This is a genomic window from Candidatus Nanoarchaeia archaeon (assembly GCA_035290625.1).
Taxonomy (GTDB): Archaea; Nanobdellota; Nanobdellia; order Woesearchaeales; family DATDTY01; genus DATDTY01.
In genome coordinates this window covers 1-13,582 of the sequence record DATDTY010000029.1, presented here as the reverse complement: position 1 = coordinate 13,582, position 13,582 = coordinate 1, and the positions used below count along the sequence as shown (strand labels likewise).

Here is a 13,582-nt window from a genome sequence, read left to right as displayed (position 1 = left end):
AGGAAGCCACTGCCTACAGCAAAGCAGCTCAAGATTGGAACAGAGGACTACCTGATGGGATTATGCGACCTCACTGGAGAGCTGACACGAAGAGCTGTCCGCCACGCTACTGTGCGTGATTTTGAGGAGGTCAAGAGAATCAGGCAGTTTGTGGAGGAGTTGTACGGAGAATTCATCCATTTTGACTTACGAAATGGGCTGCTCAGAAAAAAATATGATGCAATCAAGTGGAACCTCAAGAAGCTTGAGGAGATCATGTATGACATCTTCCATCCATCAAGGCGGTAATTCTCATCGTTGACCCATGAATGCCCTACTCAGGAAGGCTGCCAGGAACGCTTACCAGCATTCCCTTAGCCTACAGAAGGGAGAGTCTGTCCTGGTTATCTATGACAAGAGCAAGGAGGAGATCGCAAACGCCTTTTTTGCAGAGACAACTTCCTTCTTAGCACGTGCAGAAAAAGTGGAGATACCTCTGGGCGATCACGACGGCCAGGAGCCGCCTGATGCGGTTGCAGAGCGGATGAAGCACTTTGATGTCATCGTTGCAGCAACTACCACTTCCCTGACGCATACAGCAGCCAGGAAGCAGGCATCAGCTAAGGGAGCGCGCATCGCCACATTGCCCGGCATCACTGTTTCAATCATGGAGCGGCTTTTTGACGTTGACTACCAGTATCTGAAAAATCAGGTATCCCCTTTATATGATCTCCTGAAAAAGGCAAAAGAAATCATAATCAAGACAGAAAAAGGAACAAGCATAACCCTTCATGTCGCAAAACAGCCCTGGGAAGGCCTCAATTCAGGGATTGCCAGAAAAGGAGAAGTCTGCAATCTTCCGGATGGCGAGCTTTATTGCGCTCCCCATCAGGAAGGCACATCAGGCATTATCGTTTTTGATGGATCCTTTGCAGGCATAGGAAGGCTTGCAGCTCCAATCAGAATACGTGTCAAGGATGGATACGCAACCTCAGTCACTGGAGGGGAAGAGGCAAAAAAGCTTGCTGCAGGCCTGAAGGCTGTCAATGATCCAAATGCCTATAACATCGCAGAGCTTGGCATCGGAACAAATGGGCTGGCAAGGATTACAGGGAATATCCTTGAGGATGAGAAGGTTAAGGGAACGATCCACATTGCATTAGGGAACAATACTGGTTTTGGCGGAAGCATCGATGTCCCAATCCATGTTGACGGTGTTGTCCTGCAGCCAACGGTGTTTGCAGACAATCAAAAGATTATGCATCGTGGAGTCTGGGTAAGGTGAAAGGGCTTGTTTTTGGCACTGCAGGAATTCCACTGGCAACTCCTGAGAGGAATACCCTCAATGGGATCTCGTATCTTAAAAAAATTGGCCTGGGAGCCATGGAGATTGAATTTGTGCGCCAAGTCAATATCCCAAAAGAGAAAACTTCCGGCATCAAGAAGGCTAGCCAGCAGAATGAAATCTTGCTGACCTGCCATGGCCAGTACTTCATTAATCTCAACTCATTGGAAAAAGAGAAGAGAGAAGCGTCAATACAACGTGTCTTGAATGCAGCGAGGATTGCTGACCTGTGCGGTGCATTCTCATTGACCTTCCATTCTGCATATTACATGGATCTTCCCGCAGACAATGTATACCTTAAGGTAAGGGAATCCTTAAAGAGCATAACAAAAAAACTAAAGGATGAGGGCCATAGCATCAGAATCAGCCCTGAGACAACAGGCAAGGGAACCCAGTTCGGAACTGTCTCAGAGCTTATCCGGCTTGCCCAAGAAGTCGAGCAGGTTGGCATCTGCGTAGATTTCTCCCATCTCTACAGTAGGTCTGTTGGCTCATTCAATACTGAGGCTGATTTCAAGGAAGCCCTGACTGAGATAGAAAAAGGACTTGGCAGGGAGGCTCTAAGCAGTATGCATATCCACCTGTCTGGCATGCATTATGGACCGAAGGGAGAACGGAACCATCTCAATATGAAAGACGAGGATAATCACTTCACTTACAAAGCAGTTCTCCAAGCATTAAAGGAATTCAACGCAGCAGGGGTTGTCATATCAGAGTCTCCGAATATCGAGGAGGACAGTCTGCTGATGCAGAAGACGTATGCCAGATTATCGCGCTAATTCGTAGACAGTATTTGCCAGAACATTTGCGCCTTTTGTTATGGCATCTGGAGACGCGTATTCCTCTTTGCAGTGGCTTTTCCCATCTCTGCATGGAATAAAGATGAGCAGTGTTGGTATCGGGCTTTTTAATCGCTGTCGGGCAACCACAGCGCAGTCATGACCGGCTCCGCTCTGCATATACATTGATGCATAACCTAATTCATCTGCCTTTCTTTCTGCAATTGCCTGAAGTTCGCTGCTGAATGCAGTGACTGGAGCTTCTGCGCTTATCGGGATGATGTTAACCTTCACATTCTTTTCCTTTGCGATCTGTTCAATCCGCTGCATAACCTCTCCTGTGTACGATTGCAGAAAATTCCAGTTTGCACTTCGTATCTCCAATGAAAAATATCCGCATCCGGGCACCTTTGTCAAAGCATTGTGATATACACCCATTGTCTCATTCCTTGACCTCTCGGCGTTTAGGATTCCCACTGTCTGCGTGATATCATTTCCGTAGTGCTCTGCGTTCCAAGCCATCTTGTCTGCTTCCGCAATCATATGAGCTATGGCAGTATTTGCATCTTTCCTATCCTTCATGGGGGTGGTTCCGGAATGATTAAACTCTCCCTCAACATCGATCCAGTGCCTTGTGTTGCCTCGTATTGCTGTAACGATCCCAATATCCTTCCCACTATTCTCAAGGACCGGGCCTTGCTCGATATGGAGTTCGATGTGGCCAGTAATGTTTTCAATGTGGGTGGGAGTGAGTGTTGGAGTATTTGCCATTAAATATTGCGGGTCATCGCCCTGTGTTCGCATGGCTTTTTCCAGACTTACGCCACAAAATTCATTTGCTAAGATATCACGCCTGCCTTTGGAATCAACAAACGGCTCTCCAAATGCTCCCTTGCTCCCTTTATACGGAGCACCAAAGGTTGCTGACTCTTCTCCTCTCCAAACCACAAGCTCAAGACCAGCGTTGATTTGCTGTGAGCTGACTGCTTTCAACGCTTCCAGGCCTGCGGCAATGCCTGCAGCCCCGTCGTAATTCCCGCCGCCAGGAACTGTATCCAGGTGGGAGCCGATCTGAAGGATCTGTTCAATGGATCCAGCCCGTGTAAGAAAGAGATTCCCTATAGCGTCCCACCACGGCTGAAACCCAGCTGCCTTCCCTTCCGCTGCAATGTAGTTCATCGCAGTGCTTTCCTCGTCAGACCATGCAGCACGAGTGAAACCTTCGTTAGGCCCAAGGCATCCTATCTTTGCTAGGGCGCTGATGTGTCTTTCAATCAACTGGCTATCGACGTAAATGAGCTGGGCCATGGCTGCCCTATTCTCGATGCCTTTAAATACATTTATTTGCCCTAATCCTTCTTATACAATATAGAGAATTGAGTTAGTATCTATCGAATTAATACCTATTCTGGATATACCCTTTCACAGCCACACCGCAAATAAAGGAGAAAGCTGCAATGATCCCAAGCGTAACAGCAGCCCCTATCGCGCCATACCCTAATTTCATAAATGACCCGAAAATAATAATCGCAGATACTGCCAAAAACTCATCTCCTAATATCCTTTTCAGCAGCGGAAGCCCTTTGCGCGGGGTCTTAAGTGCCTTGGCTGCGGCACCCTTGGGGCTTCCATCCAGCGTTTTGTATTGCGCTTCTGTCTGGTCAGTTGAGGCATCTGCTTTTTCTTTCAGAATGTCATTTGGGCTGATCTGCGGAATGTTTTCGTAGCTGATGGCCCGAGGAGTGCTCCTCACCTTGCTCGTTGCCCGGCCTTTGCGCTTTGCCCCCCTCTTGCGCTTTGCCCTTCTGGGAACCTTTCTTCCTCGCTTTGGCATGGCTGTTTTAAGAGCTTCTTTCTATTTAAATGTTGCTTTCTGCATGGCTGCGGTGAAAATCATTGCTGCCGCCTTTCGTGAGCCCAAGAACGCAAAGGCATCACAGCGACAAGAGGGTTGCCCCCTTCGGGGAATGTCGCTTAACACTCAAAACAGTACGAGGCGAACTGGGCGGCAGCCGGTGGCTTGTGAGCGACTGAGAACGAGCTCATTCGCAAGCCACTGCGGGATTTTCACCGAAGCCTTTCTGCATCAGAAAACCTTTAAATAGAACAATCAACTTTTCCTTTCCATGCGCGTGCTTACCTATAATCTCAAATATCTTTCCGGGAAGAGCCACGCCAGAGCCCTCATTGATATCTTCCACAGGAGAAAGATCAAGAAGACGATCGCAAACGACATCGCAAGCCAGCTCAGCAATTATGACATCGTCTGCCTGCAGGAAATCGGGCTTTCGCCAAAAAAGAGAGAGAATCATATCCGCACATTAATGAGGAAAGCAGGCTTCATCCATTTCACCGCCGGCTTCAACCATAAGATTCTTCACCACCGGAATTCAGGAAATGCTATCCTTAGCAAGATAGAATTCATCAACCACGGGAACGTTGCGCTTAACTCCCATCACTTTGTCCACACCAAGTTCGGGGTTCCGCCCATTGCAAGAGGAGCGACCTATGCAGATTTGTGGATTGAGGGGAAACTTGTGCGCGTCATCACTACCCATCTTGGGCTGACCCCCTATGACCGGAGATCCCAGATGAGGCGGCTGAGCGGATTTCTTAAAAAAAGCCCCAAGAATGTAATCCTGACAGGCGATTTCAACGCGTTTCCGCGGAGCGACGTTCTTAAACAGTTTATCTTTGAGAATCGGCTTCGCCCTGCTGTCCCTTTTGATGCAGGCCCCTCCTATAGGTACTGGGTTAAAATGCGGATTGATTATATCTTCTATCGGGGGGATATCACCTGCTCTGAGGCAGGGATCCTTCCGGAGAAATACTCAGACCATTACCCTCTGATGGCCTCTTTCGATTTCGGAGCTCAGTAGAAAGTCCAGCTTCGCGGTTGCCGCCAGCTCGGCTCTGCATGTTTTTGGCAAAGAGTGGCACCTCGCCCGTAAGGGACAACCCCCTCCGCTGCGCTTCCTTAAGTTTATAGAGCCTCGCAAAAATGGCGGCAACGACGACTTTCTACTGAGCCTGATTTCAGTTAAAATTTATATACTCCAGAATTCCTGATATGTCATGCATCCAGTTACAAGGGATCCGGCCAGCCATAAAGGCGACAATGGAAGAATCCTGATTATCGGGGGCTCAGCAGACTATGTCGGAGCAGTTGCATTGGCAGGGATTGCCTGCCTGAGATCAGGAGCAGACTGGGTAACGATTGCTGCGCCTGAAAAGGTTGCCTGGGCGATAAATAAATTAAGCCCAGACCTCATTACAAAAAAGCTCAAAGGCGATTATATCTCAACAAGCCATTATCCTGAATTAAAGAAACTCATCAAGACCCATGATGTAACCTTAATTGGGAACGGCGCGGGTGTAAAGCCAGCCACAAAGAAACTCATTAAAAAGGCAGTCGCATATTCTGTACAAAATAAAAAATACCTCGTCATTGACGCAGACGCATTAAAAATAATAAACATAAGAACGGTTGAAAACGCAGTCCTCACACCTCATAAAAAAGAGTTTGAGATACTATTAAAAAACTCCAGTATTGAAAAATCAGTACTAACGAAGATATTCAATAAGAAGGCATCATTAAAAAAGAAATTATCAATAGTAAGGAAGATACTAAACAATAACATCCTCCTCCTGAAAGGCCCTGTTGACGCAATCATCTCAAAAACAAGAATAACCTTCAACAGAACAGGGAACGCAGGCATGACAAAGGCAGGCACAGGAGACGTCTTGGCAGGATTAACAGCAGGCTTCCTGGCGCAAACTCACGATCTCTACAGGTCAGCCTGCCTCGCAGCATACTATAACGGCAGGGCAGGAGATGCCCTTAAGAAAAAGAAAGGATACACGTATCTTGCTTCTGAACTTGCTGAGGAGATAACTAAATTCTCAAAGAAAATCTAAACATCTTTCTGCCTGTTACGTTCATTTTCCTTCATTCTTTCTACTTTTGATTTTAAATGTTCCATCTCGCCTTTAGTTTCCAAGGCAGTTTTCTCAGCTTGCAATCTTTCGATCTCCCCCATATTTCTGTATATCTCCATTTCGGCGTCATGTTTTGCGCTTTCAGTCTGGGACACGATTGCTCTGGACCCCCCTTTCCCTTTAATGTGGTCCAATCTAATCCCAAGCTCCTTCAGTTGAGCCTCAGAGACCGGAGAAGGAGATCCTTCCATCAATGACTGCGCAGCTTTGTTCTTCGGGAAAGCAATGACTTCACGAATGCTTTCTTCTCCGCAAAGCATAGCAGCAAGGCGATCAACGCCAAACGCAATCCCTCCATGAGGCGGCGCACCGTACTTGAGCGCAGAAAGCAGAAAGCCAAACTTTTCCTCAGCTTCCTTGTCTGTGATCCCCAGGACATTAAATACCCTTTTTTGAACTGCTGAATCGTGGATCCGTATGCTTCCGCCGCCAAGCTCGACTCCATTTAAGGCAAGGTCATAGGCACGAGCCCTCACCTTGCGGGGCTCAGATTCCAAAAGGCTGAGGTCTTCCGGCTTTGGCGATGTGAAGGGATGATGCATTGCCTCATACCTCCCTTCATCCTCTTTGTATTCCAAGAAGGGGAAGTCAGTTACCCAGACAAACTCATACCCTTTTCTGATCAGGTTGAGCTGTTTTCCAAGCTCCAGGCGCAGCGCACCTAATGCAGCATGGACAACCGATTCTTTAACATCAGAGACAAACAACAGCAGGTCTTCCGGCTTTGCCTGAAGTGCCTTCTTCAGTTCCTTCTGGATATCCTCGCTGAAGTATTTTACAACCGAACTCTCGAGGCCCTTTTCAGTCGCCTTCATCCATGCCATGCCTTTTGCGCCATGCGCCTGCACAAACGAAATCAGCCCGTCAATATCATTTCTTGATAGCCCTGCCTTTTTTGCATTGATGGCCTTCACAACGCCTCCTTGGGCTATGTTCTTTGTGAATACCTGAAAGCCAGAGGCCTTGACGATATCTGTGACATCAACCAATTCCAGGCCGAAGCGCAAGTCAGGCTTATCGCTTCCATACTTTGCCATTGCTTCGCTGTACAGCATCCTTCGAAATGGTGTCTTCAGGTCAATGCCAAGAACCTTCTTCCAGATCTCCTTCACCATGCCTTCCATAAGGCGGTGGATATCTTCTTCGTCAATAAAACTCATCTCGACATCAATCTGGGTGAACTCTGGCTGCCTGTCCGCCCTTAAATCCTCATCACGAAAGCATCGCGCAATCTGGAAATAACGGTCTAGGCCTGCAATCATGCACAGCTGCTTGAACAGCTGGGGGCTTTGGGGCAACGCATAGAAATTTCCCGGGTGCACACGCGACGGAACCAGGTAATCCCTTGCCCCTTCCGGAGTGGATTTTGCCAGGATTGGAGTCTCAATCTCAAGGAAGCCATTGGAGTGAAAATAATCACGCACTATCTTCACTGCCTCACTCCGTACCCTAATGTTGCGTGCCAGCCTTGGCTTTCTCAGCTCCAGATAGCGGTATTTAAGGCTAATATCCTCGCTTACCTCAATCCGATCATCAATCTCAATAGGTGGGGTCTCTGCCTTGTTTAGGATTGTCAATTCATCAACCAGAATTTCAATCTCCCCTGTCTCCAGTTTTAGGTTCTCAAGCCCCTTGCCTCTCAGCCTAACTGTTCCTGAAATGGCAATAACATCTTCTCTCCTCAGGTGCTCGGCAGATGCATGGACATCCTTCTTGTGCTTTGGATCAAAGACGATCTGCGTCAACCCATACCGGTCCCGCACATCAATAAAGATGATTCCGCCGTGGTCTCTCCTGCTCTGGTTCCAGCCTGTAAGCCGGACACTCTTCTTCACGTCCTTCTTCCGCAATTCTCCACAGGTATGTGTACGGTACATGAGGCAAAGATGGTAGCTGACTGTATTTAAATCTAATTATTTTTGCCTATTCCACCTGCCGGTTGCAATAGATCCAAATAAAAAAATCTTCACCCAAAAGCGGGTGAAGAGTAACAGCTGCCTTCATTACGTGTTGGGGGTGGTAAATGAAGGCAAAGAACACAGCACACAAAAACCAAGGGTGTCATCGTACTATTTCAATGCCTAATCCTTCATTGAGCTCTTCTGCCTCCCTGAGAGGTTCAGCAATCCTTCCTGCGGTTTTCCCTGTAATCCAAGGACTTTGTACTCCTGTGACAATCGTCATTACTATAATCCTGCCTTTGAGCTCGTCAGATACTCTTGCTCCCCAGATTACATTGGCGTCGTCATCAAGGCTTTCAGTGACCAGTTCTCCTACCTTGTTGATGTTCTCCAAGGTCATGTCCGGCCCTCCTGCCACGTGGATAAGCGCTCCGGTTGCTCCTTCATAGCTGATGTCAAGGAGAGGGTTGTTAAGCGCTCCTTTAGTAGCTTCTTCCACCCTATTCTCTGTGTCAGAGGTTCCCACACCAATTGCAGCAACTCCTGAGCCTTTCATGATAGCCTTTACATCTGCAAAGTCAAGGTTCACCAATGATGGAATCGCTATCGTCTCGACAATCCCTTTGATCATGGTTGCGACCAGCTCATTGGCAACTGCAAAGGCCTGCTGAATCGGAAGGCTTCCAGCAATCTCCACCAGCCTGTTGTTGTCTATGACAATTACCGTGTCACACACCTCTCGCAGCTGCTGGAGGCCATACTCTGCCTTGTCGCATCGAGCGCGCTCAATCTTAAATGGCATAGTGACTGTTCCAATCACTATCGCACCCTGATCACGGGCTGTTCCTGCAACCACTGGAGCAGAACCTGTTCCTGTGCCTCCGCCCATGCCAGCACACACAAATACCATATCAGAACCCTTTATACTCTCTTTAATCTGAAGAAGGCTTTCCTGGGCAGCTTCATACCCTTTTTGAGGGAATCCTCCGCATCCAAGGCCACGGGTTACTCCTTCCCCAATGATAAACTTATGATCGGCTTCAGTGACATCGAGATGCTGCTTGTCTGTGTTGCAGGCCATGATCTCAGCTCCCTTGATCCCTTTTTTATAGAGCCAATTCACCATATTATTACCAGCGCCTCCGCATCCGATAACCTTAATGTTAGCTTGACCAACCTTTACTGCATCGTAGCTCAGCGGGTCAGACATAGCTTTCTTTGCATTCTCGATTAGAAACTCCATTCTCTCTCCCCCCTTTTTGGCTTTTTCATTTCCCTTGGTTTTGCCTTCTTTCCGCTAATCTATATACTGAAGTATATAGTTCCAACTAGCGAAAAGTATTTAAGGAAGCTTATTCATCTTCCTACTTAAGAATTCGCAAACATTCGCCAATGTTTCGTTCGCCAAAACGAAACTTCGAAACTTATTTTCAAGTTTTCGCCAAAAAACTTGAAACTTACCTTTTTTCTAAATTAGACTACTATATAAACTTTTCTAAACCATCCATTTTTCTCGATGCTAAACCTGATTGAGACCCCTCCATTTTCTTCGGCGGCTTTAAATATGCGCAACTATTCCTCTTCGGGATGACGCTCTATCTCATAGGCGCAGGCCTGTGCAGCGAGAAGGATCTAACCCTAAAAGCTATCGAGATCCTGAATCAGTGTGATCTGGTCTATTTTGAGAGCTATACCTCGAAGCTAGCTGCTCCACCTGCCTCCTACGAATCCCTGATCAAGAAAAAGATCATTGTTGCAGACCGTGCAGTGATTGAACAGGAAAACATCTTGGACGAGGCACGATCAAAAAATGTTGCCATACTCTTTCCTGGAGACCCGTTTGCAGCAACAACACACAGCTCTCTTCTCCTTGACGCGAAACAAATCGGGATACCCGTTGTTGTTGTGCCGAATGCATCAATTCTCACAGCTGTGGGCGTAACAGGCCTGCAATTGTACAAGTTTGGGAAGGTTGCCTCAATACCTTTGGAGCACCAACATCTCGAGAGCCCCTACACCATCCTTGCGGAAAATCTTTCCATAGGCGGTCACACCTTATTCCTGCTTGAGTGCGACGGGGAGCGTTTTGTTTCTATTCCGCAGGCCATCGCTTATCTTTTATCTTTCAGGAAGCTTTTTTTTGAAAGCACGGTTTGTGTAGGCGTGGCACGGCTGGGTTGGCCGGATCAATTCATCAAGGCAGGCACTGCTGCGTCTTTGCTGAATCAGGACTTCGGTGATGCTCCGCAGAGCCTGATTGTACCCGGAAATCTGCATTTCAAAGAGGAAGAAGCGCTGAAATTGTGGCAGTAGACTGTTGATGTCTTGCTCCCAAGCTTCACAAAACAGGCGGCAACCTTCGTTTAGGAGAGCCGTCCACCATTAATAAATCTTATAAACCGGGGCAGTTTACTCCTCGTATGGAAGAGGGGAGTGGGGGCGCGAAGAGGTTTGACTGGAAATCCTTTCTCTTAAGCAAGCAGTGGGTGCTTCTTCTGCTGATTCCGCTGATTATCACTCTTGTGGTCAGGCTTGAGCCGGCAAGGCTGGTTCCTCTTGAGAGCGCTGCTGAGGCGAATGTTATCAATTTCTACCGGTCTCAGGTAACCCAGGCAATTGCAGCCCAGTATCCCAACCTTCCTGAGGAGACGCGGAAGGCGCAGGCTGAAGAAAGCCTTAAACGATTCTTGCAGGACAATCGCGAGCAGGTGCAGAATCAGATTCGGGAGGCCGCAAACAGCCTGAAATCACAGCTCCAGTACCAATCCGGGAAAAAGAGTTATGCCTATATCGGTGATATTGATTCCTACTACTGGCTGCGCATGGCAAGGAACATTGTCGAGAAAGGAAGCCAATGCGATTTTATCGACAAAGAAAACGGCTTTTGCATGGATTCCTATACGACTGCGCCAAAGCCTAAAGGGAAGGTCTATGATTATTATCCTGTCGTGATTGTTGGTGTCTACTCCACCCTGCGGCTGGTTAATCCAGACCTGAGTCTCATGCAGGCCTCATTCCTCACACCTTTAGTGCTTTCACTTATCCTTACAATACCTCTCTTCCTGCTCCTGCGGAGGATTGGGGGGAACACTGCAGCGGTCATCGGGACTGTGTTGGTTAATGTTAATCCTTTTGTGCTGAGCAGGACTTTAGGGTCTGACAGCGACATCGTCAACATATTCTTCCAAGCTTTCTTCCTGTGGCTGGCGATTGGATGCTTCTACGCAAAGACAGCGAGAGCAAGATCCCTCTGGGCATTCTCTGCCGGCCTTTGCCTTTCCCTCTATTCCCTCTTCTGGATTGGCTGGTGGTATCTTGCTGACCTGTTCCTGCTGGCACTTTTCCTGAAGGGAGGATACGCTGTCCTTCATGACTGGCTTTCAGAAGGCGGGATTCATCTCAAAAAAGGCACCTTGCAGGAGTTTGGCTTCACTGCAGGCGCATTTCTCCTGGCGGTTATCATCTTTTTCGGTATACTCTTTAATTCTCCGTCGGCGCTTGTTCGCGTTGTTGGAGACCAGATCAAGGTGCTGAGCTTTAAGGTGGCAGCAAATCCAAACCTCTGGCCGAATGTGCTGCCGACTGTTGCGGAGTTTAACAGCTTGAGTGTCAGGGAGACTGTGGCAAACTCCCAGAATATGCTGGGCCTCTCATCTTGGATAGTGGGGGCTGTCGGTGTGGTTCTCCCTTCATCTTTTGAGAATGCACTGCTGGCTGGCATGCCTTTGTACCTGATGGCAGTTTTGGGCATCATATTTCTCATCTTTCCATCTACACGATTTATCCGAGCGCATTTTCAGTCTTTTTTGCTTTTGCTGTTCTTAAGCGTCCTCATTTACTTCATGATCAAGGGAAGCTCATCCGGGCTCTCTTTCTTCCTGCTGATGGTGCCTGTCCTTCTGGCACTCTACCTGCACCTGCGCATTCGCGAAGAGGCAGATTTCTATCCTGATGTGGTCTTTCTATTGACGATCATCATTGTTCTGGTTTCCTACTTTGCAACAACTGGCGTGCGGTTTTTGTTCCTGATGGTTATTCCGGTGAGCATCTTTGCCTCTCTTTTCCTGGTTAGAGCAGGAACGATGCTTTTTTCAACACTCGGAACTCTGCTGCATGCGCCGAAGCGGGCTGTTCGCGCTTGCCTGCTGCTTGTTCTGATTATGTTCATGCTCCCTCCTGTAAAATACGGTTTTGCCACGAGCCAGAGTTATCTGCCGAATGTAACCGATGCCTGGGTCGAGACTCTGGAAAAGATACGGAATGAGTCAAAGCCAAATGCAATCATCAACAGCTGGTGGGATTTTGGCCATTGGTTCAAGTATTTCGCTGATCGGGGGGTGACCCTCGATGGAAGTTCGCAGAACAGCCCCCAGCTTCACTGGCTTGGAAAGCTTCTCCTGACATCTGATGAGAACCTCTCCCGCGGAATATTGCGGATGCTTGACTGCGGAGCAAATGACGCTTTTGCAACATTGCTCGGGTTTCAGAACGATACTCCCTTTGCTTATGACCTACTGAATGAGATCATTGCGGAGGATCAGCCAAGGGCGAAAGCGCTTCTTATCGAGCACGGGCTCACAGAATCCGAAGCTGAGAAGGTTTTGGCATTCAGCCACTGCGATCCGCCTGAAGATTTCCTCATCACCTCCGAAGATATGATCGGAAAGGGGGGAGTCTGGGCGCATTTCGGAAGCTGGGATTTTAAGAAGTCCTACCTGAATGCCGCAGTGGGCAAGCAGACTGATGCTCAACTTATTGAGAAGTTCCAGAGTGATTATGATGTTCCTTCAGAGCAGACGAAGCAATGGATCCAAGAATACCGATCCCTGCGTAACGAGGATAACATTAATGCCTGGATTGCTCCGTGGCCAAGCTATCTGACGGGATTGAATCGATGCGAGAACAGGGGGAATGTATCGGTCTGTGCATACTCGCAAGGAGGGAATCAATTTCCAGTAGTTGTTGATTACGCCGCAAAACAGGCTTTTATTGAGCGAGCTGATGGGCTTCGGGCATATCCTGCTGCAGTGAGTTTTTTGGAGGGAGAATCCTATGAGCTTGTCCGCAATACACAGGATCCCCTTGGATTTGGGATTGCAACAAAGAAAGAGGGGGATAATGTCCAGGCTGCGTTTATGTCACCTGAGTTGGTTGGCAGTATGTTCACGAGGCTTTTCTTCTTTGATGGAGTTGGATTGCATTCATTTGAGAAGTTCCATGACACCACCACGCTGCGTGGAGAGCGGATCATCACGTGGAAGGTAGTGTGGGAGCCGGCTGCTCCGTAATGGCGTGCAAGGCTCTGGTGAAAATCATTGCTGCCGCCTTTCGTGAGCCCGAGAAGGTAAAGGCATCGTAGCTACAAGGGAGTTGCCCCCTACGGGGAATGTCGCTTAACACTCAAAACAGCACGAGGCGAACCTGGCGGCAGCCGCGAAGCGGGATTTTCACCAGAGACCACCCATCAGAAATCTTTATAATGCTCGGCTCTTTTTTGTCGTCCATTAGCCCCGTGGTGTAGCGGCCAAGCATCTCAGGCTTTGGACCTGAGGACCTCGGTTCGAAAGGATGTCGAAAAT

The 13,582-nt window shown here is 48.2% G+C and carries 11 protein-coding genes; 7 read left to right on the top strand and 4 right to left on the bottom strand.

Annotated elements, in window-relative coordinates:
• The 3 genes from VJB08_02380 to VJB08_02370 form a co-directional block, all read left to right on the top strand.
• On the top strand, positions 1 to 288 hold a 288-nt coding region (locus tag VJB08_02380), incomplete at its 5' end, for a hypothetical protein (protein ID HLD42814.1).
• A 16-nt stretch (positions 289 to 304) separates the two neighbouring features.
• A complete protein-coding gene (locus VJB08_02375; GenBank protein HLD42813.1) occupies positions 305 to 1,264 on the top strand; it encodes an aminopeptidase in 960 nt (319 codons plus the stop codon).
• On the top strand, positions 1,261 to 2,103 hold the full coding sequence (locus tag VJB08_02370; protein HLD42812.1) for a TIM barrel protein: 843 nt from the start codon (positions 1,261 to 1,263) through the stop codon (positions 2,101 to 2,103). Before VJB08_02375 ends, VJB08_02370 begins: the two co-directional genes overlap by 4 nt.
• On the opposite strand, the gene VJB08_02365 is transcribed toward VJB08_02370, so the two are convergent.
• Both VJB08_02365 and VJB08_02360 read right to left on the bottom strand, forming a co-directional pair.
• The gene (locus VJB08_02365) at positions 2,092 to 3,411 is read right to left on the bottom strand and encodes a Zn-dependent hydrolase (GenBank protein HLD42811.1); all 1,320 of its coding nucleotides are present in this window, start codon (positions 3,409 to 3,411) and stop codon (positions 2,092 to 2,094) included. The genes VJB08_02370 and VJB08_02365 overlap by 12 nt on opposite strands.
• An 88-nt stretch (positions 3,412 to 3,499) precedes the next feature.
• Positions 3,500 to 3,937, bottom strand: a complete 438-nt coding sequence (locus VJB08_02360; GenBank protein HLD42810.1) for a hypothetical protein — start codon at positions 3,935 to 3,937, stop codon at positions 3,500 to 3,502.
• Positions 3,938 to 4,229: 292 nt separating this feature from the next.
• On the opposite strand from VJB08_02360, the gene VJB08_02355 reads away from it, so the two are divergent.
• Both VJB08_02355 and VJB08_02350 read left to right on the top strand, forming a co-directional pair.
• Positions 4,230 to 4,982 carry an endonuclease/exonuclease/phosphatase family protein gene (locus VJB08_02355; protein HLD42809.1) on the top strand — a complete coding sequence of 251 codons (753 nt, stop codon included), beginning with the start codon at positions 4,230 to 4,232 and terminating at the stop codon, positions 4,980 to 4,982.
• A 196-nt stretch (positions 4,983 to 5,178) separates the two neighbouring features.
• Complete coding sequence (locus tag VJB08_02350; GenBank protein HLD42808.1) at positions 5,179 to 6,021, top strand: NAD(P)H-hydrate dehydratase; 843 nt, start codon at positions 5,179 to 5,181, stop codon at positions 6,019 to 6,021.
• Here VJB08_02350 and aspS read toward each other — a convergent pair.
• Both aspS and ftsZ read right to left on the bottom strand, forming a co-directional pair.
• Positions 6,018 to 7,979, bottom strand: coding sequence for an aspartate--tRNA ligase (gene aspS, locus VJB08_02345; protein HLD42807.1), 1,962 nt, complete (start codon positions 7,977 to 7,979; stop codon positions 6,018 to 6,020). The two genes, VJB08_02350 and aspS, sit on opposite strands and share 4 nt — an antisense overlap.
• Before the next feature lie 184 nt (positions 7,980 to 8,163).
• Complete coding sequence (gene ftsZ, locus VJB08_02340) at positions 8,164 to 9,246, bottom strand: cell division protein FtsZ (GenBank protein HLD42806.1); 1,083 nt, start codon at positions 9,244 to 9,246, stop codon at positions 8,164 to 8,166.
• Between the two features lie 344 nt (positions 9,247 to 9,590).
• Here ftsZ and dph5 point away from each other — a divergent pair, with 344 nt between their 5' ends.
• Positions 9,591 to 10,316 carry a diphthine synthase gene (dph5, locus tag VJB08_02335; GenBank protein ID HLD42805.1) on the top strand — a complete coding sequence of 242 codons (726 nt, stop codon included), beginning with the start codon at positions 9,591 to 9,593 and terminating at the stop codon, positions 10,314 to 10,316.
• A 107-nt stretch (positions 10,317 to 10,423) separates the two neighbouring features.
• Positions 10,424 to 13,291, top strand: coding sequence for an STT3 domain-containing protein (locus tag VJB08_02330; GenBank protein ID HLD42804.1), 2,868 nt, complete (start codon positions 10,424 to 10,426; stop codon positions 13,289 to 13,291).
• Positions 13,292 to 13,582: the final 291 nt, after the last annotated feature.